This window comes from Rhodoferax sp. ZS1R25, from assembly GCF_056521335.1.
In genome coordinates, this window is the sequence record NZ_JBWMAZ010000002.1 from 615,235 (window position 1) to 634,720 (window position 19,486).

16 protein-coding genes are annotated in these 19,486 nt (G+C 60.7%); 5 read left to right on the plus strand and 11 right to left on the minus strand.

Going from position 1 to position 19,486, the window contains the following annotated elements; all coding sequences use genetic code 11:
- Positions 1-53: 53 nt before the first annotated feature.
- Entirely contained in the window at positions 54-1,082 is a 1,029-nt protein-coding gene (locus AC097R_RS13730) for an RluA family pseudouridine synthase (protein ID WP_479598702.1), read from the minus strand.
- 13 nt (positions 1,083-1,095) lie between these two features.
- Here AC097R_RS13730 and AC097R_RS13735 point away from each other — a divergent pair, with 13 nt between their 5' ends.
- Positions 1,096-1,902, plus strand: coding sequence for an outer membrane protein assembly factor BamD (locus AC097R_RS13735; RefSeq protein WP_479598703.1), 807 nt, complete (start codon positions 1,096-1,098; stop codon positions 1,900-1,902).
- Here AC097R_RS13735 and AC097R_RS13740 read toward each other — a convergent pair.
- Positions 1,871-3,874, minus strand: a complete 2,004-nt coding sequence (locus AC097R_RS13740) for an ATP-dependent DNA helicase (protein ID WP_479598704.1) — start codon at positions 3,872-3,874, stop codon at positions 1,871-1,873. The two genes, AC097R_RS13735 and AC097R_RS13740, sit on opposite strands and share 32 nt — an antisense overlap.
- Positions 3,875-3,877: 3 nt before the next feature.
- The gene (locus AC097R_RS13745) at positions 3,878-4,081 is read right to left on the minus strand and encodes a YdcH family protein (protein WP_477891232.1); all 204 of its coding nucleotides are present in this window, start codon (positions 4,079-4,081) and stop codon (positions 3,878-3,880) included.
- 111 nt (positions 4,082-4,192) lie between these two features.
- On the opposite strand from AC097R_RS13745, the gene AC097R_RS13750 reads away from it, so the two are divergent.
- Positions 4,193-4,954: a PP2C family protein-serine/threonine phosphatase gene (locus AC097R_RS13750; RefSeq protein ID WP_479598705.1), complete on the plus strand. Its 762-nt coding sequence runs from the start codon at positions 4,193-4,195 to the stop codon at positions 4,952-4,954.
- A gap of 13 nt (positions 4,955-4,967) precedes the next feature.
- Here AC097R_RS13750 and AC097R_RS13755 read toward each other — a convergent pair whose 3' ends face one another.
- The 5 genes from AC097R_RS13755 to AC097R_RS13775 all read right to left on the minus strand — a co-directional run bounded on the left by AC097R_RS13755 (position 4,968) and on the right by AC097R_RS13775 (position 12,371).
- Entirely contained in the window at positions 4,968-5,552 is a 585-nt protein-coding gene (locus tag AC097R_RS13755) for a hypothetical protein (protein WP_479598706.1), read from the minus strand.
- Positions 5,549-6,646, minus strand: coding sequence for a cell division protein ZapE (gene zapE / locus AC097R_RS13760; protein WP_479598707.1), 1,098 nt, complete (start codon positions 6,644-6,646; stop codon positions 5,549-5,551). The genes AC097R_RS13755 and zapE overlap by 4 nt, the downstream gene beginning before the upstream one ends.
- A 79-nt stretch (positions 6,647-6,725) precedes the next feature.
- Positions 6,726-8,153: a dihydrolipoyl dehydrogenase gene (gene lpdA, locus AC097R_RS13765; protein ID WP_479598708.1), complete on the minus strand. Its 1,428-nt coding sequence runs from the start codon at positions 8,151-8,153 to the stop codon at positions 6,726-6,728.
- A 12-nt stretch (positions 8,154-8,165) separates the two neighbouring features.
- Positions 8,166-9,431, minus strand: coding sequence for a 2-oxoglutarate dehydrogenase complex dihydrolipoyllysine-residue succinyltransferase (gene odhB / locus AC097R_RS13770; RefSeq protein WP_479598709.1), 1,266 nt, complete (start codon positions 9,429-9,431; stop codon positions 8,166-8,168).
- A gap of 45 nt (positions 9,432-9,476) precedes the next feature.
- A complete protein-coding gene (locus tag AC097R_RS13775) occupies positions 9,477-12,371 on the minus strand; it encodes a 2-oxoglutarate dehydrogenase E1 component (protein WP_479598710.1) in 2,895 nt (964 codons plus the stop codon).
- 308 nt (positions 12,372-12,679) lie between these two features.
- On the opposite strand from AC097R_RS13775, the gene AC097R_RS13780 reads away from it, so the two are divergent.
- Together AC097R_RS13780 and AC097R_RS13785 are read left to right on the plus strand one after the other, a co-directional pair.
- Positions 12,680-13,957 (plus strand): tetratricopeptide repeat protein, encoded by a 1,278-nt coding sequence (locus tag AC097R_RS13780; protein WP_479598711.1) that lies wholly within the window; start codon positions 12,680-12,682, stop codon positions 13,955-13,957.
- A gap of 15 nt (positions 13,958-13,972) precedes the next feature.
- Positions 13,973-15,322 carry a FecR family protein gene (locus AC097R_RS13785; RefSeq protein ID WP_479598712.1) on the plus strand — a complete coding sequence of 450 codons (1,350 nt, stop codon included), beginning with the start codon at positions 13,973-13,975 and terminating at the stop codon, positions 15,320-15,322.
- A 6-nt stretch (positions 15,323-15,328) separates the two neighbouring features.
- Here the strand turns inward: AC097R_RS13785 and AC097R_RS13790 are convergent, their stop codons facing one another.
- The 3 genes from AC097R_RS13790 to AC097R_RS13800 all read right to left on the minus strand — a co-directional run bounded on the left by AC097R_RS13790 (position 15,329) and on the right by AC097R_RS13800 (position 18,710).
- Positions 15,329-17,224 carry a propionate--CoA ligase gene (locus tag AC097R_RS13790; protein ID WP_479598713.1) on the minus strand — a complete coding sequence of 632 codons (1,896 nt, stop codon included), beginning with the start codon at positions 17,222-17,224 and terminating at the stop codon, positions 15,329-15,331.
- A gap of 119 nt (positions 17,225-17,343) precedes the next feature.
- Positions 17,344-17,952 carry an isochorismatase family protein gene (locus AC097R_RS13795; protein ID WP_479598714.1) on the minus strand — a complete coding sequence of 203 codons (609 nt, stop codon included), beginning with the start codon at positions 17,950-17,952 and terminating at the stop codon, positions 17,344-17,346.
- A gap of 77 nt (positions 17,953-18,029) precedes the next feature.
- Positions 18,030-18,710 carry a TetR/AcrR family transcriptional regulator gene (locus tag AC097R_RS13800; protein ID WP_479598715.1) on the minus strand — a complete coding sequence of 227 codons (681 nt, stop codon included), beginning with the start codon at positions 18,708-18,710 and terminating at the stop codon, positions 18,030-18,032.
- A gap of 219 nt (positions 18,711-18,929) precedes the next feature.
- On the opposite strand from AC097R_RS13800, the gene AC097R_RS13805 reads away from it, so the two are divergent.
- A complete protein-coding gene (locus AC097R_RS13805) occupies positions 18,930-19,478 on the plus strand; it encodes a C40 family peptidase (protein WP_479598716.1) in 549 nt (182 codons plus the stop codon).
- The last annotated feature ends 8 nt before the right edge of the window (positions 19,479-19,486 follow it).

A 19,486-nucleotide genomic window follows, 5' to 3' on the forward strand; every position in this document is an offset into this window, starting at 1 on the left:
TTCAGCGGCATATTTCGCCGCAGTGCCAGCCCGGGAGCGACTTGCCGAGGCTTTCAGTGTCCTCCCGGACCTGCAGCTGCATTGTATCGCAGCCCCCAGTCCCCTAGCATCTGCAAGAAGTCTGCAGGTGGCTGGGACTCAAATGCCAGAGGCTCGCCGGACACCGGGTGTGCAAATGCGAGCTTGTAGGCATGCAAGGCCTGCCGGGCCATTGCGCCGGTAGCGCTGCCGCCGTACAGCGTATCGGCAATCAAGGGGTGCCCTAGCGACGCCATGTGCACGCGTATTTGGTGGGTTCTCCCCGTATGGAGAATGCAACGCACCCAGCAGCCCTCACCGCCATTGGCAATCCAGACAATATCTGTTTTTGCAGTTTTTCCAGACGTTTGCGCCAGATCGACCACCGCCATGCGCAAGCGATTGCGGGGGTCGCGGCCAATGGGCTTGTCTACCGTCTGCCGTACGGCACCCGCCCAGACACGGTGTGCCAAGGCGACATACTGGCGGCTCACATCCCGTGCAGCAATGGCTTTGACCAGCGCATCCATGGCGGTGCGCGTGCGCGCCACCACCATCAGGCCACTGGTGTCTTTGTCTAGCCTATGCACGATGCCTGCCCGTGGTACCGAGGCGCACGCAGGGTCACGGGCCAGCAGGCCGTTGAGCAGGGTCCCGCTCCAATTGCCCGGTGCCGGATGAACCACCAAACCTGCCGGCTTGTTGATGACCAGCAAATGCGCGTCTTCAAAAACCACGTCCAGCTCCATGGCCTCTGGCCGGAACGCCTGGCTTTGGGGCGTGGGCCGCAGCTCCACCTCGATCATGTCGCCAGCCTTGACGCGCTGCGAAGTCTTGCGCACCGTTTGGGCATTGAGGCGCACTGAGCCATCTTCGATGAGCTGCTGCAAGTAGCTGCGCGAGAATTCATTGGCCGCCAAGGCCAACGCCCGGTCCAATCGCTCGCCATGTTGGGGAGTGTCGATCACCACACTGCGCACCTCAGATTCTGCGACCGGCTCCGCCACCTCATCCAAGTCCGGCTCCAGAGAGGGCGTCGATATAATTCCGGCGGTCTGATTCAAGAAGGTCCCCAAGATGCTACGTGTGAAATTATCGGTCGTTTGTGCCCCGCTGTTGACGGCCTTCACATTGCTGTTGGTGGGCTGCTCCAGCACACCGGTGGACAAAACCGCGGGAATGAGCCCCAACCGCTTGTACGCGGAAGCCAAAGATGAAATGCAATCATCGCAGTGGGACAAGGCTGTACCCCTGCTCGAAAAACTCGAAGCCCGTGCCGCCGGCACCCCGTTGGCGCAGCAAGCCCAGTTGGACAAGGCGTATGCGCACTACAAGTCTGCAGAACCGGCGCAGGCCTTGGCCACGCTGGACCGCTTTATCAAGCTCAACCCAGCCAGCCCGGCATTGGACTACGCCATCTACCTCAAGGGGATCGTGAACTTCAATGACGACCTGGGTGTACTGTCTGCCATCACCCGCCAAGACCTAGCCGAGCGCGACCAGAAGGCCGCCAAGGAGTCATACGAATCGTTCAAGGAACTGGTCACCCGTTTCCCGGATTCCAAGTACACCCCGGACGCACGCCAGCGTATGAACTACATCGTAGGCTCTCTCGCGCAGTACGAGGTGTATGTGGCCCGCTATTACTACAAGCGCGGGGCCTACCTGGCTGCCATCAACCGCGCGCAACTCGCCGTGACAGACTACCGCGACGTGCCCGCAGTGGAAGAAGCTTTGTTTATCCTCTACAAGTCCTACGACGCCTTGGGCATGGAGCAACTGCGCGACGACACCAAGCGCGTGATGGAAAAAACCTTCCCGCAGTCAGACTACCTGGTCAAGGGCGGCAAGCCTAATACGGATCCTTGGTGGAAGATTTGGTAAGGTCCCGCAAAGCCTGCTGAAAGGCATCTGTCGAATCAAGCCTGCGCATGGGCGGCAGGCTTGCCAGGAGCTTGCGGCCATAGCCCATCTGGGCCAGCCGCACGTCACACAGCACCAGCACACCACGATCCGTTTCGCGGCGAATCAACCGCCCCACCCCTTGCTTTAAGGCCACTGCCGCCTGAGGCAGTTGGTAATGGGCAAAGGCACTCTTCCCCTCCTCTTCCAGGGCCTGACAACGCGCCTCGACCAAGGGGTCGTCGGGCGGTGCGAAAGGGATCTTGTCTATCACCACCAGCTGCAACGCCGCACCTGGGACATCTACCCCCTCCCAAAAGGAAGCGGACGCCACAAGCACACACCCTGCAGCCTCCGACGCGCTGGCAAAGCGATCTATCAACTCGCGTTTGGAGCCGTCGCCCTGCACCAGAACCCGGATTGCGCCAGTGGCAGCCAATCGCGCCCGCAAGCGCTGGCCAATGCGACGCATAGCGCGCAAGGTGGTGGTGAGTACCAGCGTCCGTCCGCCCAAAATGGCTGCGGCCTGCACCACCAGATCGGCCACCTGATCGCTGTGCTGGGGCTCCGACGGTTTGGGGAAAACCTTCGGCACATACAGTGCAGCCTGCTCCAAATAATTGAAGGGGCTGGCCACTTGCAAGACTTGGGCGCCCTCCAAGCCCGTGGACGCTAAAAACCACTGCAATCCGGCTTCATGCCCCAAGGTGGCGGACGTAAAAACCCAGGACTTGCGTCCCTCTCCCAGGCCCCCATCCCCCGCGACTTTGGAACGCAGTGCATCGGCGATTTGCAAGGGTGACTCGACCAAGCGCAGCCGCAACCCGGCTTCCAGCCAGCGCACATTGCCCGCCTGCGGCGGTGTTGCGAAATCATCTAGCCGCGCAACCAAGACCTGTGTGCGCTCGCGCAGGGTACCCAAGTCGGGTGACATTTCCGCCACAAGATCTAGTGCCTGCAGTACGCGTCCCAGGGCCGCGGCAACCCCTCCCATGGCCTGCGACCAGGCCTGAGGCACGACCCCAGCGGGGGTATCGCCCACCCAGCGCAAACGGGTCGGCATATCAGCCCGCCCACCACACAGCAGTTGCCACTCCGCCAAGGTGTTTTCCAGGTACCCCACCAAGCCCTGCCAATCGGCCAGCCCGCGGGCATGCTGGCTGCCCAGCAACACCACATCGCGCCCCAGCGACAGCAATTGTCCCGTGGTGAGTTGTTGTCCCAGAAACTGGACACCAATTTCATTGAGCTGGTGCGCTTCGTCAAAGATGACGGCCTCGACCGAGGGCAACAACTCGGCCACGCCCGACTCCTTGACATTCCAGTCGGCAAAAAACAGATGGTGGTTGATGACCACCATGTCGGCGGCCATCGCCTCGCGCCGGGCCTGGTACACATGGCAAGCTTGGTATTGCGGGCAGCGTCCGCCTTGGCAGTTCTCGCGGGTAGAGGTGACCAGCGGAATCACGGGCGACTGTTCATCCACGGAGGCTAGCTCGGCAAGATCCCCTGTGCGGGTGGCGAGTGCCCAAAACTCCACGGCAGCGATGGAACGCAGGTCGTCGGGCGTTTGCAAGGTGCTGCCGTAACGCGCCACCCCCAACCGCTGCAAACATAGGTAACTGGCACGCCCCTTGAGCAGCGCCACCCGGGCCCCGACCCCAAGGGCCGCCAGCAGCTTGGGAATGTCACGGCCGAAAAGCTGGTCTTGCAAGGCCTTGGTCGCAGTAGACACCAGCACGCGCGAACCACTGAGCAGGGCAGGCGCCAAGTACGCATAGGTTTTGCCGATGCCGGTACCGGCCTCCACCACCAGCACGCCCCCAGACTCCAGCGTCTGGGCCACGGCCTGGGCCATTTCCAGCTGGCCGGCGCGCGGAGAAAACTCTTGCACCGCACGAGCGATGGAGCCCTCCACCGCAAACGCTTCGGTCACCGCGTCGGACAGGCCCATACCTCAGGCGGGCTCGTCAGGCTGCAACGCGTCCTGCAAACGGGTGATCTCGTCGCGCAACGCCAAGCGCCTTTTTTTCAGACGACGCATCATCAGCTCATCCTTCGGCGCATCCAGCAGCGCGATGTCAATCAGGGCATCCAAATCGCCGTGTTCGATGCGCAGCTCGATCAGCCGACGCTGCGGGGAGTGGAGATTCGTTTCCAATGGTAAATCGGGATAAGTACGTGGTTAAATGGCGCGGGTTGCCGGCGACTCCGCTCGATAATACGGCCAGTTTCTTCATTCTCGGAAAACCATTGCTGGATCGAACGCACCATGGCCACTGGATACCGTCTTACCGCCTCCACCGGCATTCACAAAGGTGACCGGGATTACCAGCAGGACCAGGTCGCCTTGTTCAAGCACGGCCGCAGCAACGGTTGCCTGCTGGCCATCGTGGCGGACGGCATGGGGGGGCGCAGCGGCGGACGCAAAGCTTCCGATCAGGTGATGATGACCGCCAAACAACTGTTCGAGCGCTACGACCCCGAAACCGATGACGCTGCGGCCACCCTGATGCAAATCGTGCAAGAAGCGCACATTGTCATCAAGCTGACGGCCATTTCTTCTGAGGAAGAACCGCACAGCACGCTGGCGGCATTTCTGATCAACCCGGGTGGCGACTGCCACTGGGCCCACACCGGGGACTCCCGTGTGTACCAGTACCATGGCAACCGCTTTGTGAAGCGCACCATGGACCACTCCTACGTGCAAGCGCTGGTGAACCGCGGCGAAATCACCGAAGAACAGGCGGCAGTGCATCCGCAGTCCAACATCCTCATGGGCTGCCTGGGCACGGACAGCGACCCGCCGGTGGACTTTCACTTCATCCCCAAACTGCGGGCGGGTGACGTGCTGATGGCCTGCAGCGACGGTGTGTGGCACTACTTCAACAACGGGGAGCTGGGGTCGGTGCTGTCCACCCTGTCCGCGCGCGAGGCCACCGAATTTCTGATTGAAAAGGCCCGCTCACGCGGCCACGGCGGCGGAGACAATCTCTCCCTTGTGGTGGTGAAGGTCGAGGCCCTACAGAGCTAAGTTCAAGCCACCATCAGGGTGGCGTAGGCAGGGACTGTTTGGGTTTGGTGCTTTCCCGCAACCGCTTGTCGCGGGCGGCCTTGCGCTCTTGAGCCGCTTTCTGTTTGTCCGCAAATGCCTGTTGGTTGGCCGTCTGCGCACTGGCAGCTAGGCCAGGTTTCGAAGCAGCAGCTGAGCGGTTGCTAGCCTGCGCGGTCTGCGCTTGGTGTTGGGCCTGCTTGTCCCGCTGCTGCTGCAGTTTGTCCTCCTCAACATCCCGGTTGCCTTGTGTCCCAGCATCACGGGCCAAGCGTTCCCGCGCTTTGTCGTCCAGACGCTCCCGCTGCTCAGCGGCGCGCTGCGTGCGCTCCGCGTTGTTCAACACAGCCTCCTGGCGTGCCAAGGCTTTGCTGCTGGCGCGGCGGCGTGCGGACACGTCTTCCATGCAGGTGGTGACGGCAAAGCGCTTGGCGCACACAGCTTCCTGCGCAGCAAACTCTGTCTGCGCTTGGGCACGTGCCGCGGCAATGGACTGGCGCTGGGCCTCAACATCGTCCTGGGCCAGCGCCGTGCCAGAGGCCAGCCAACACAGCGACAGAGCGATGACTGCCGTTTTCATGTCAGCCCCGTGTCCACTACGCGGCGCTCGAGCAGCAAAAACTCTTTGGATTGCATCTCCGTCAGGCGCGAGACCGTGCGTGGGAACTCGTGTGACATGGGACCTTCGGTGTACAGCGCCTCGGGTGCCACGGCAGCCGACATGATGAGTTTGACGCGCCGGTCATACAACACATCCACCAGCCAGGTGAAGCGCCGCGCCTCAGAGGCCATGCGCACTGGCATATAGGGCACATCGCTCAAGAATACCGTGTGAAAGCGCGAGGCAATCTCCAAGTAGTCGTTTTGCGATCGGGGGCCACCGCACAGGGTTTTGAAGTCAAACCAAACGGCACCACCTGCCATGCGCCGCGCATGGATTTCACGCGATTCGATGTGCAAGACCGGGTTTTCATCATGCTGCTCAGCCAGTGCATTGAAAGTGGCCGTCATCGCCGCATCGGCCTCCGGGCCGTTGGGCACGTGGTACAGCTGGGCGTCCTCCAGCGTGCGGCGCCGGTAGTCGGTGCCGTTGTCCACGCTCAGCACCTCCAGCTTGGCATTGAGCAAGGCAATCGCCGGCAGGATACGGTCACGGTGCAGGCCGCCGGGGTACAGGTCGTTGGGCTTGAAGTTGGACGTGGTGACAAAGCCAACGCCATTGTCAAACAGCGCCGTCAACAGGCGGTGCAGGATCATCGCGTCGGTGATGTCCGCCACGTGGAACTCGTCAAAGCAGATCAGGCGGTAGCGCTTGGCCATGCGCTTGCCCAGCTCATCCAGCGGGTTCACCGTGCCTTGCAGGTCAATCAACTCGCGGTGCACCTCGCGCATGAACTCGTGGAAGTGCAGGCGCGTTTTGCGCTTGAGTGGCACGGCGTTGAAGAAGCAATCCATGAGGAAGCTCTTTCCCCGGCCTACTCCGCCATACATGTACACGCCGCGCGGAATCTCGGGGCGGTTGATCAGCTTCTTGAGCGCGTTAGAACGCTTTTCCTTGTACTGCGCCCACTCAGTGGCGCAACGCTCCAGCGCCTCCACCGCACGCAGCTGGGCCGGGTCGGCCGTGTAGCCGCGCGCGGCCAGCTCGGCCTCGTAGGTTGCTTTGACGCTCAAGAGGAACTCCGATTCGCTATGGAAATAATAGCTGCTAGCGCACTACCCACGGGGGCTAGCAGCCTATTTCGTTCCTAAATCAGAAGTTCAGCGTGCGTTTGTCCACCGCCAGCGCCGCTTCCTTGGTGGCTTCACTCAAGGAGGGGTGGGCGTGGCAAATACGCGCAATGTCTTCAGCACTGGCCTTGAACTCCATGGCTACCACAGCCTCGGAGATCAATTCCGATGCCTGCGGACCCACGATGTGCACGCCCAGGATTTCATCGGTCGTGGCATCGGCTAGAAACTTCACAAACCCGGTGGTGTCGCCCAGCGCGCGGGCGCGACCATTCGCCAGGAAGGGGAACTGACCGGCCTTGTACGCCACGCCGTCCGCTTTGAGCTGCTGCTCGGTGCGGCCAACCCACGCAATCTCGGGGCTGGTGTAGATGACCCACGGCACGGTGTTGAAGTTGACATGTCCGTGCTGACCAGCAATACGCTCGGCCACGGCAACGCCCTCTTCTTCCGCCTTGTGCGCCAGCATGGGGCCACGCACCACGTCACCCACTGCCCACACGCCGGGTAGGTTGGTTTTGCAGTCTGCATCCACCACCACGGCACCGCGCTCGTCCAGCGCCAGGCCCACCGCTTCGGTGTTCAGACCGATGGTGTTGGGCACGCGGCCGATAGAGATGATGAGCTTGTCCACATCCAGCGTTTGGGCTTCGCCCTTGGCGTTGGTGTAGGCCACCGACACGCCCTTCTTGCCGTTCTTGATCTCACCGACTTTCACGCCCAGCTCGATCTTCAGGCCTTGTTTGGTGAAGGCCTTGAAGGCTTCCTTGGCGACCTGCTCGTCCACCGCGCCCAGGAAGACCGGCAGGCCTTCCAGGATGGTGACCTCCGCGCCCAGGCGCTTCCACACAGAACCCATTTCCAGGCCGATCACGCCGGAGCCGATCAGGCCCAGCTTCTTGGGCACGGCGCCGATATTCAGCGCGCCGTCGTTGGACAGCACATTGACTTCATCAAACGGGGTGCCGGGCAAGGCGCGCGCGTTGGAGCCGGTGGCAATGATGATTTGCTTGCCGGTGATGACTTCTTCGGCAGCACCTGCCACCTTGATCTCGTAGCCAGCATCGCTTGCTTTCACAAACGAACCGCGGCCATGGAAGAAGGCGATCTTGTTCTTCTTGAACAGATACAGGATGCCGTCGTTGTTCTGCTTCACCACGGTGTTCTTGCGGGCCAGCATCTTGGCCACATCCATGCTCACGCCAGTGGCCGTGATGCCGTGCTCGGCAAAGTGGTGGTTGGCGTGGTTGAAGTGCTCGGACGATTGCAGCAAGGCCTTGGAGGGAATGCAGCCCACGTTGGTGCAAGTGCCGCCGGGCGCAGGACCGCCCTTGTCGTTCTTCCACTCATCGATACAGGCCACGTTAAAGCCCAGTTGGGCCGCGCGGATGGCGGCGATATAGCCACCGGGGCCGCCACCGATAACGATCACGTCGAATTGTTTGCTCATGCTGTGTGGTCCTTAGATGTCGAACAACAGACGGGCGGGATCTTCCAGCGCTTCCTTCATGGCCACCAGGCCCAGCACGGCTTCGCGGCCGTCGATGATGCGGTGGTCGTAGGACATGGCGAAGTAGTTCATGGGGCGCACCACCACTTGACCGTTTTCCACCATGGCGCGGTCCTTGGTGGCGTGCACGCCCAAGATGGCCGACTGGGGCGGGTTGATGATGGGGGTGGACATCATGGAGCCAAAGGTGCCGCCATTGGAGATGGAGAAGGTACCACCGGTCATGTCTTCAATGCCCAGCTTGCCGTCCTTGGCCTTTTGGCCGTATTCAGCAATCTTCTTCTCGATGTCGGCAAAACTCATCTGGTCGGCATTGCGCAAGATGGGCACTACCAGGCCACGGGGCGAGCCCACGGCAATACCGATGTCGAAGTAGCCGTGGTACACGATGTCATTGCCGTCCACCGACGCATTCAGCACCGGGAATTTCTTCAGGGCGTGCACCGCGGCCTTGACGAAGAAGCTCATGAAGCCCAGCTTCACGCCGTGCTCCTTCTCAAAACGCTCTTGCATGCGTTTGCGCATTTCCATGACCGGGGCCATGTTGATTTCGTTGAAGGTGGTCAGGATGGCGTTGCTGCTTTGCGATTGCAGCAGGCGCTCGGCCACGCGGGCGCGCAGGCGGCTCATGGGTACGCGCTGCTCGGGGCGTCCGGCCAACGAATCCGCCAGGCTCACGCTCGGCGATGCCACTTGGGGCAAAGAAGCGGTGCGAACCCCCGTGGGGATTGCGGCAGCAGCTACCACTTTAGGAGCAGCAGCGGCGGCCAACACATCACCCTTGGTGATGCGGCCATCCTTGCCGGTGCCTTCCACGCTGGACGCAGCGATGCCGTTGTCGGCTAGCAGCTTGGCCGCCGCAGGCATGGCCACACCGGCCTTGGAGTTGCTAGCGGGTGCCGCAGCGGTTGCGGGTGCAGCGGCAGGCGCTGCAGCCACGGGAGCGGTTGCGGCGGGAGCCACGGCGCCGGCCACAGCGGCCGTGTCGATGCGGGCGATCAGCTGCTCTGCCACCACGGTGCCGCCATCGGCCACCAAAATTTCAACGATCACGCCGGAAGACGGTGCGGGCACTTCCAGCACCACCTTGTCGGTTTCGATGTCGATCAGGATTTCGTCCGCCGTGACGGCGTCACCCACTTTTTTCTTCCATGCCAGCATGGTGGCTTCGGCCACAGATTCAGAGAGCTGCGGTACTTTGACTTCTACGATTGCCATATCAATTCTTTCCGTATGTGTTCGAGTGAGGATGCTGCTGACGGCTTATTTGGTCAGCACAAAGCCCTTGAGCTTGGCGAATGCGCCTTCCACCAGCGCTTTTTGTTGCTCTTGGTGGAGGTGGGAATAGCCCACCGCAGGCGACGCAGACGCGGCGCGCCCGGAGTAGCCCAGCTTCTGGCCTTCGAGCATGTTTTCGTGGATGTAGTGCTGCACGAAGAACCAGGCGCCCTGGTTCTGTGGCTCGTCCTGGCACCACACCACGTCGGTGGCGTTGGGGTACTTCTTCAGCTCTGCCGCAAACACCTTGTGGGGGAACGGATACAGCTGCTCCACGCGGATGATGGCTACGTCGTCGTATCCCTTCTCTTCGCGCTTTTTCACCAGGTCGTAGTACACCTTGCCGGAGCAGGCGATCACGCGCTTGACCTTGTCGCCCTTGAGCTCTTTGCTCTCGGGGATCACGGTCTGGAACGCACCCTTGGTGAACTCGGTCAGCGGCGAAGTCGCATCCTTGTTCCGCAGCAAGCTCTTGGGCGTCATGATGATCAAGGGCTTGCGCAGGTTGCGCACCATTTGGCGACGCAGCACATGGAAGATCTGGCTGGCCGTGGTTGGCTGCACGATCTGCATGTTGGTATCAGCCGCCAATTGCATGAAGCGCTCCAGGCGTGCCGAGCTGTGCTCGGGGCCTTGGCCTTCGTAGCCGTGCGGCAGCATCAGCGTGATGCCGTTGACACGGCCCCACTTCACTTCGCCGGAGGCGATGAACTGGTCGATCACTACTTGCGCGCCGTTGGCGAAGTCGCCGAACTGGGCTTCCCAGATCACCAGGGTATTGGGGTCGTTGGACGCATAACCGTATTCAAAGCCCAGCACCGCTTCTTCGGACAGGATGGAGTCGATGACGACGAATGGGGCCTGGTTGTCGGCCACGTTTTGCAGGGGCACGTAGGTGCCCGCATCCCACTTCTCGCGGTTCTGGTCGTGAATCACGGCGTGGCGGTGCGTAAAGGTACCGCGCCCGCTGTCTTCGCCCGACAAACGCACGGGGTAACCACTGGCCACCAGAGAGGCGAACGCCATGTGCTCACCCATGCCCCAGTCCACATTGACTTCACCGCGGCCCATGGCGGCGCGGTCGTCGTACACCTTCTTCACCAGCTGGTGCGGCGTCACACCAGCAGGAATGGTGGTCAACTTCTCAGACAAACGCTTCCATTCGGTCAGCGGAATGGCAGTGTCACCTGCGTCGGTCCACTTTTTGCCCAGGAAGGGCGACCAGTCCACCGAGTACTTGCTTTTGAAATTGGTCAACACCGGGTCTACCGTGTGCTTCCCAGCGTCCATGGCGGCGCGGTATTCCTTGACCATGGCATCGCCCAACTCCACACCCAAACCTTGGGCGGCCAACTTGTCAGCGTACAACTTGCGGGTACCCGGATGGGTGCCGACCTTTTTGTACATCAGGGGCTGCGTCAGCGACGGTGTATCTTGCTCGTTGTGGCCTAGTTTGCGGAAGCAGGTAATGTCCAACACCACGTCCTGGCCGAACTCCATGCGGAATTCCAAGGCCAGCTGGGTGGCCAGCACCACGGCTTCAGGATCATCCCCGTTCACGTGCAACACTGGAGACTCGACCATCTTCACGATATCCGTGCAGAAAGCGCTAGAGCGCATGTCACGCGGGTCCGAGGTGGTGAAGCCGATCTGGTTGTTGATGATTAGGTGGACCGTGCCACCGGTGGTGTACCCACGGGTCTGGGCCAGCGCCAGGGTTTCCTGGTTCACGCCCTGGCCGCCGAACGCGGCATCACCGTGCACCAGCACGGGCAGCACCTGGCTGCCCTTGGGGTCACCCCGGCGGTCCATACGGGCGCGCACAGAGCCTTCCACCACCGGATTCACGATTTCCAGGTGTGACGGGTTGAACGCCAGCGAAAGGTGCACTGGGCCGCCGGGAGTGGACACATCGGAGCTGAAGCCCTGGTGGTACTTCACGTCACCCGAAGGCAGCTCTTCGGGCGCAGTGTGGTCGAACTCGGCAAACAGGTCCGCAGGCATTTTGCCCAGGGTGTTCACCAGTACATTCAAGCGGCCGCGGTGGGCCATACCGATCACGATTTCCTGCACGCCCTTGGCGCCGGCTTGCTGGATCAATTCGTCCATGGCGGCAATAAAGCTCTCGCCCCCTTCCAGGGAGAAACGCTTTTGACCTACGTATTTGGTGTGGAGGAAGCGCTCCAGCCCTTCGGCAGCGGTCAGGCGCTCCAGAATGTGCTTCTTCTTCTCGGCGTTGAACTGGGGCTTGCTGCGGCTGGCTTCCAGCTTTTGCTGCCACCAGCGCTTCTGGTTCTGGTCGGTGGTGTACATGTACTCCACGCCAATGGTGCCGCAGTAGGTTTCACGCAAAGCGTTCATGAGCTCGCGCAGGCTCATGGATTCCTTGCCGAAGAAGGTATTGCTGATGTTGAAGACCGTTTCCTGGTCAGCGTCGTTGAAGCCGTAGAAGGTTGGCTCCAGCTCGGGGATCTTGTCGCGCTCGGTGCGCTTGAGGGGATCGAGGTCAGCCCAGCGGGCACCCACGTTGCGGTAAGCGGCAATCAACTGCTGCACTGCGGTGCGCTTGCGCCCCATCTCGGAGTCAGCGCCGGTGGCCATCACCACATGCTTCACACCCTTTTTGGCCAGATCAACGAAGGCGTTGATCACGGGCATGTGGGCTACGTCTTTGGACGTAGAGCCATCGGCTGCGGGGACGTTTTGCAGCGCGTCGAAGTAATCGCGCCAGGTGTCGGGAACGCTGCCGGGGTTGGCCAGGTAGTTCTCGTACATCTCTTCGACATACGGAGCATTGCCACCGAACAGGTAGGTGTTGTTTTGATAGGTTTGGTACACGGACGAAGCCGTGCTCGCACCATTGGAGCTTGAATCACTCATATTTCGCTGACCTCCGTTCCCCTTCAGGGAACATTAGCTGGTTAAAGCTAGTTAATTAACCTTCCGCGACACGGCTGAACCGATTGGCGGATGCGACTGTGGCATGGGAAGGGCCTTCATTGCAGGGCGGATTGTGCCACCTTATGCGTTGGCGGCAAAGGGAATTCACCAAACTGGGGCGATGCCCGTCTTGATTCAACGGGGGGCTTCCAAGGGAGAATTGGGCTTTTGTTGCAAAAGCGCATGGCATAAAATTCGCTTGTTGCCTGCGTGCTTAGGCCTCCCCATTTCGCCAGAAAGTCCCCTCCATGCGTTTACGTCTTCTTTCTTGCCTGGCGCTTGGCAGCGCGTTGCTCGCCGGCACAGCCCATGCCGAATGGGACGCCACGCTGAAGCAGGCCTTGTCACTGGCCGAATCAGGTGCTGCGCAAAAAGCGTTTGAGATGCTGGAGCCCCAGGAAATGCAGCGCTCCGGCGATCCGGATTTCGACCTGGTGTTGGGAATCGCTGCCAACCAAGCCGGTCATTACACCCGCGCCATTTTTGCGCTAGAACGGGTCTTGATGGTTACCCCCAACAACGCGCGCGCCCGGGCAGAACTCGGACATGCGTTGTATGCCGTAGGTGACAACGCGGGCGCCAAGACCATGCTGGGCCAAGCCAAGGAGCAAGGCATTCCCACCGAGGCGGCCCGCACGATTGACCAGTTGCTGCAGACCATCGAGCGCATCGAGGCCGAAGCGAAGACCACCACCCGGGGTTACCTTGAAGCCACTGCGGGGTTCGACAACAACGTTAACAGCGCCCCCGACAGCAAGGCCTTTGGCCTGAAGCCTGTGAGCAGCCAGTTTGGCGGCATGGGGTTGGGCATTTCCGGACGCACAGCCATTGCGCCGCGCTGGTCTGCTATCGGCAGCCTGAACGCGAGTTTCCGCGCCCATGAGCCGACGGCACTGGCCTATGACAACACCCAGATCGACGCCAGCGCAGGCGCCGCCTATCTGGTGGACCGCAACGAATACACCGTGGCGGTGCAAGCGGGGAACAGCACCATTGCGAGCGTTCCCGCCCGCACCAGCTGGAGCATCACGGGCGAGTGGACGCACCGCTTTGATGGCTTCCGTCAGTTCAATGCCTATGCCCAACTGGGCCAGCTCCGCTACCCACAGCAAACCCGCAATGTCGACCGCTACACGGTGGGCGCGTCATATGGACAGCAGTTCAAAAGCGGACTGTCCGCCTATGGCAGCGGCTATCTTGGACAAGAACTCACCATGGAGCCCGGCGTCGGCCATTTGGGGCAGCAGTTCATCGGCGCACGCGCGGGCCTACAGCAGCCGTTTTCAGAAGCACTGGCGGGCTTTGCCACTGTTAGCCTGGAAGACCGAGGCTACAACGGGCCAGACCCCTTCTTTGGCAGCGTGCGCCACGACCAGCAATGGGGACTGACCCTGGGCTCCATCTGGGTTCCCGCCAAGGCCTGGCGTGTGACCTCGCAATGGGCCTACCTGCAAAACGTGTCCAACCTGAGCACGTCCACCTTCGACAAACAAACGCTGTCCATCACCGCACGCCGCGAATTTTGATAGCAGGAGCACACCATGCGCACACACCTCTTCTCTTGCCGCACCGCCCTGGCCGTGGGTTTGCTGGTCACGTCCCCCTGGAGCTTGGCAGTGGATGCCGGCACGGCCAACTTTGTGTTTGGCGACGTAACTGTGCGCTCCACCAACGGGAGCAACGTGCCCCTGAAAAAAGGGGGCGCCGTTCAGAGTGGCGATGACATTCTGACCAGCAATGGGGCGCAAGCGCAGATCCGCTTCAGCGACGGCGGCATGGTGGCTATCCAGCCTAATTCGCAGTTCAAGCTGGCCAGCTATGCCGACCACAACGACGCAAAAAGCGACAGCTTTCTGGTCGAGCTGGCCAAAGGCGGCATGCGCGCTATCACCGGCCTGATCGGCAAGCGCAACCACGACAACTACAAGGTCGTCACCAACACCGCCACCATTGGCATCCGCGGTTCGTCCTTCCTGATCTCCTACAACACCGATGGATCCGTTGCGGTGAATGCGGAGCAGGACGCGATCGTGGTTTGCACCAACACCGGTTGTGCCGGCCTGACCGCTGGCGAAACGGTAGTCGTCAAGGACAAAAACCAGGACCCGGCACGTACCACCCAACGCACATCGTCCGAAGGCAGTGTTCCCCCTCCCCCGCAGAGCCAGACCGTGGCGGGCAACAAGGTGTATGTCATCAACGACTTACAAGCGGAATTCAAAGGTATCGACAGTGCGCTCAATACCGCCGGCTACTCCACCGTGAACGCCGATGGCAAGGCCTCCGCGGTCGTGATCGACACGCCCCTGGTTTCCTTTTTGGACTCAGATGGATCCAAGCAATTGCTCAAAGGCAACAACGTTTCCAGCTTTACTGCATCAGGGGATCCGTTTGCTGCCGACTACATTGGCTGGGGCTACTGGGCCACTGCCACCAAGGGCCCTGTGTCGGGCACGGCGGCAGCACTACAAGACGTGCACTACATCGTGGGCCGCCCAACTCCTACGCTACAGATGCCTACGGTGGGCACCTTTGAATACAACATGATTGGCGGAACCGCACCAACGGCCACCAATACGTCCACCGGCGCAACCTTGGTGGGGCAATTGGTCAGTGCCAGCATGACGGTGGACTTTGGCTCTTCGTACGTGCAAAGTATCAGTGCCACGACACGCTTTGCAGGCAACGATTACACCGCGAGCGCGAGTGGTTCCTTGAGCGGCGCCCGCTTCAATGCATCCATGACGGACTCCAACTTCAAGGGCATTCTTACTGGCGCCGGAGCGACCAAGGCCGCCTTTACCTTTCAGCAAACGAGCACTGCCGTAGGCACCATCACGGGTGCGGTAGGCATGACCAAGGGCGCGGAAGTAACCAACTACGCCCAGTAACTCACTTCACGGTAGGGCCAGATCTCGGATTTGCTGCAGGGCAGACGGATCTTCCATCGTGGTGAGATCTCCGGGATCGCGCCCCTCGCACACCGCCTGAATGGCACGGCGCAGCAGTTTGCCGCTGCGGGTTTTGGGCAGTACTGTCACAAACCGAACGCGTGCCGGGCGGCCCACCGCACCAATGGAATGGTCTACCACCTTCATGATTTCGCCCTCCAAGGTCAGCTTGGCAGCATCGTCGACCAGGGCACTGGCGTCTTTGGCCACGACAAATGCCATGGCGACTTGACCTTTGAGTGCATCCGCCACTCCGACCACGGCTACTTCGGAGACGTTCGGGTGGCCTGAAATGCTTTCCTCAATTTCTCGGGTGCCCAAGCGGTGGCCCGCCACATTGATCACGTCGTCAGTACGACCCAGGATGAAAAAGTAACCATCCTTGTCGCGCACGCCCCAGTCAAAGGTGTTGTAGACCAGTTTGCCGGGAATGCTGTTCCAGTAAGTTTTGACAAAGCGGGCATCGTCTTGCCACACGGTTTGCATGCAGCCTGGCGGCAACGGCCCCTCAATGGCCACCACCCCTTTTCGGTCTGCGCCCACCAACTCTTCGCCCGTGTTTTCATCCAGCAGCTTGACGTTGTAGCCGTACATGGCCACGCCGGGGCTGCCAAATTTGCTGGGCGCTTGCTCGACGCCATTGGCGATGCTGAGGATGGGCCAGCCGGTCTCCGTTTGCCAGTAGTTGTCGATGATGGGCTTGCCCAGCGCTTGGCTGATCCAGTGCGCCGTCGGCTCATCCAGCGGCTCGCCCGCCAAAAACAGTGCACGCAGGCTAGACAGGTCGTATTGGGACAGCAAGGCGGGGTCTTGTTTCTTGAGCACCCGCACCGCCGTGGGGGCGCTGAACATCACGGTCACCTTGTATTTTTCGACCAAGCTCCACCATATGCCACCGTCCGGGCGAGTGGGTAGCCCTTCGTACATGATGGTGGCCATGCCAGCGATCAGGGGGCCATAGACGATGTAGCTGTGGCCCACCACCCAGCCAATGTCACTGGTAGAAAAGTAGGTTTCGCCCGCCTTGCCACCATAAATGTGCCGCATGCTGGCCGCCAGGGCGACCGCGTAACCGCCTGTGTCGCGCTGCACGCCCTTCGGTCTACCGGTGGTGCCGCTGGTGTAGAGCGTGTAGCTGGGGTGCGTGGCATCGACCCACTCGCACGGAACCACCGTTTGCAAGTGATTCTGGCGCTGAGCCCCCCACAGATGGTCGCGATCAGCTACTAAATTCATAGCAACCAGTTGCCGGTCTACCAGCAGCACCGCGGCCGGTTTGTGGGTCGATGTGGCAATGGCCTCATCCAGCAGCGGCTTGTAGGCCACCACCTTGCCATTGCGAGAGCCCGCGTCAGCGCTCACCACCACAACAGGGGTTGCATCTTCAATACGTGAGGCCAAGGCGCCGGCTGCAAAGCCCCCAAACACCACCGAATGGATAGCGCCAATGCGCGCGCAGGCAAGCATGGCGAATGCGGCCTCCGCCACCATGGGCATGTAAATCAACACCCGATCCCCCTTGTTCACACCAAGCGCACGCAAGGCCGCCGCCATGCACTGCACTTCGGTATGCAGCTGGGCAAACGTGTAGGTCTGCTCGGTGTTGGTTTCTGTGGAAACGGCGATCAGTGCGGCTTGGTCAGCACGGGTGGGGAGGTGGCGGTCCACCGCGTTGTGGCACAGGTTGGTGGCGCCACCCACAAACCACCGCACAAAAGGTGGGTTGCTGTAATCGCACACCTGCTGGGGCGGTGTTTGCCAGTCGATCAGTGCGGCCTGCTCTGCCCAAAAACCGTCGCGGTCGTCGATAGAGCGACGGTAAAAGTCGGCGTAGCCTGGCATGGTGTGTCTCCGGTCGGATTCGTAAAACTGAATTCATAATTATGAGCAAGCAACTTGCTACAGGCTGACTTCAGTATTTACCCCCAGGGCGCCCCACTAGCCCGCCAAGGACCGCAGGCTTACTTGATAAGCGCCTGCATGGCCTTGAAATCGGGGTGCTCGGCAGAGCGCACCCATTCAAACCCCACCATCTCGGTGGTTACCAGCTCGGCACCCGCGCCGGCCAGACGGTCAAAGGCGGCATCCCGATTGCGCTCCGAGCGGGAGCTGCAGGCGTCGGTTACGACCCACACCTCAAAGTCATCTTCCAGCAGGTCCAACGCCGTTTGCAGCAGGCACACATGCGCCTCGCAACCCGCAATCACAATGCTACCGCGCTGGTCTGCCGGTGGTTTTTGCAGGTGCTTGGGCAGGCTGCGCGCATTGCCTTGCACGGGTTTGGCTGGCGGGCGCAGCCATTCGCCCAAGCCTTCCTCCACCGCGCTGAACTGCATTTTGCTGAGCACCCTGGCCTCTGACTCTTCCAGTGCTTCCAGCAGTTGCGGCACCGTGGCCCCTAATCCAGACGGGTTTTGCTCGGTATAAAAAGCAGGCACCTCCAGCAAAGCGGCCCATCGTGCCAAGCGCACGGCATTCGCCAATACCAGATCACCCTCCAGCATGGCGGGCATCAGCCGCACTTGGTAATCCACCAAAACCAGCTGGCTTTCTTCAATATCTAACAACATGGAATTCTTTCGTTCTGACTAATACAGATAAGCATAACCGCCGCCTGTGCCACTAACGGCGAGACACCTCGACCGCGTTAGCCAAACAAGTCCACTTGGGCGGGCGCGCTGCCCTGCCCCTCTTCAGCGGTTAATGCCTGGGCCATGGCCCAGCGGGCTGCTGCCTGGTCCAGGTGGGCCGCGAACGACTGCAAAGCCAAGGCGTTGAGCGCAGACAAACGCCTGGCATCGCGCAATAGCAAGGCACCCATGGCAGCCGATAGCAACGCCATGGTTTCTGATGGCAGCTGCGCGTCTGGGCAACCCAGCGCACCCAAAGCGGCCGACACCGGCGCCAGAGACTGCAACAGATCTGCCACGATATGGTGGGTTTGGGCCAACTGCTCGGGATCGGTCGTGTCTTGGGCTAACAGATGCAGGACCAGACCAGCCTCACTGGGGTGGGCGGAAAAATACGCAAACCAGGCATGGGCACGCACGTGAAGAATGCTGGACCCTGCATTATTTTTAGGCACTTTGGCCTGCTGGGCGGCGGCCTGTGCGCCCAGCAAGGTCTCTTGCAGCACCGCCGCGAACAGGGCTTGTTTGCCCGGAAAGTAGGCATACAGAGCACCCGGCGTGTACCCAGCCCGGCGGGCAATGTCACGCACATTGGCGCCCTGAACGCCCCCTTCGGCAATGGCCGAACGCACCGCCCGCAACACGATGCCCCGCCTGGCCTCGGCCATCGCCTGCTGGCGCTTGTTCTTCAGTTCCATGGAAACACGCACCCAATCAAACACAACATCAAGTATTTGATCATCACTCAATTCAAAAAACCTTGAATTTAAATTTGAACATTGTTTAATTTTAAGAACACGCAATCCATCTATTGAATCAACAAGCCCCTCATTTTTCCAACGAATCAAAGACTTACCTGAACATCTTGAGACACTACATTGCTTGACACCCGCCGCTTAGCTCATTACATTGCGTCGATGCTTTTTCGCTTTCTGGTTGTTGCTGCGCTTTTGATTGGTACTGCACACGCCGAACCCACGCCCCCTGCCGACGACATGTCACGCTTCATGAATGAGCGTGGTTTACTGGCGCGCATTGGTGACGTAGGCGAAAAGATGGGCAACAAGGCATCCGAGCTGGTGTTGAACTCCATGGCCTTCTTGGGAGTGCCCTACAAGCGTGGTGGCAACGACGCGCAGACAGGCTTTGATTGCAGCGGCTTTGTGCGCGCCATTTACGAGCAAACCGCCGGCTTGCTACTGCCCCGCAAGGCTGAGCAACAAGCCGCGGCCACCGAAAAAATCGACAAAAAAGACCTGCAACCCGGCGACCTGGTGTTCTTCAACACCATGCGCCGCGCTTTCAGCCACGTAGGCATTTACGTGGGCAATGGCAAATTCATCCACTCGCCCCGCCCCGGCGCGGAGGTGCGGGTGGAAGACATGGGCGTGAGCTACTGGTCCAAACGGTTCGACGGTGCACGCCGCGTTGCCACCGAAGAACCAGCACCGCTCGCCGCCCGCTGATTTGCACG

Bases quoted from the DNA above. Each gene is read 5' to 3' on its own strand.
- AC097R_RS13735 (WP_479598703.1), top strand. From the start codon at position 1,096: ATGCTACGTGTGAAATTATCGGTCGTTTGTGCCCCGCTGTTGACGGCC.
- AC097R_RS13740 (WP_479598704.1), bottom strand. From the start codon at position 3,874: ATGGGCCTGTCCGACGCGGTGACCGAAGCGTTTGCGGTGGAGGGCTCC.
- AC097R_RS13750 (WP_479598705.1), top strand. From the start codon at position 4,193: ATGGCCACTGGATACCGTCTTACCGCCTCCACCGGCATTCACAAAGGT.
- AC097R_RS13755 (WP_479598706.1), bottom strand. From the start codon at position 5,552: ATGAAAACGGCAGTCATCGCTCTGTCGCTGTGTTGGCTGGCCTCTGGC.
- lpdA (WP_479598708.1), bottom strand. From the start codon at position 8,153: ATGAGCAAACAATTCGACGTGATCGTTATCGGTGGCGGCCCCGGTGGC.
- odhB (WP_479598709.1), bottom strand. From the start codon at position 9,431: ATGGCAATCGTAGAAGTCAAAGTACCGCAGCTCTCTGAATCTGTGGCC.
- AC097R_RS13775 (WP_479598710.1), bottom strand. From the start codon at position 12,371: ATGAGTGATTCAAGCTCCAATGGTGCGAGCACGGCTTCGTCCGTGTAC.
- AC097R_RS13780 (WP_479598711.1), top strand. From the start codon at position 12,680: ATGCGTTTACGTCTTCTTTCTTGCCTGGCGCTTGGCAGCGCGTTGCTC.
- AC097R_RS13785 (WP_479598712.1), top strand. From the start codon at position 13,973: ATGCGCACACACCTCTTCTCTTGCCGCACCGCCCTGGCCGTGGGTTTG.
- AC097R_RS13790 (WP_479598713.1), bottom strand. From the start codon at position 17,224: ATGCCAGGCTACGCCGACTTTTACCGTCGCTCTATCGACGACCGCGAC.
- AC097R_RS13795 (WP_479598714.1), bottom strand. From the start codon at position 17,952: ATGTTGTTAGATATTGAAGAAAGCCAGCTGGTTTTGGTGGATTACCAA.
- AC097R_RS13800 (WP_479598715.1), bottom strand. From the start codon at position 18,710: ATGGAACTGAAGAACAAGCGCCAGCAGGCGATGGCCGAGGCCAGGCGG.
- AC097R_RS13805 (WP_479598716.1), top strand. From the start codon at position 18,930: ATGCTTTTTCGCTTTCTGGTTGTTGCTGCGCTTTTGATTGGTACTGCA.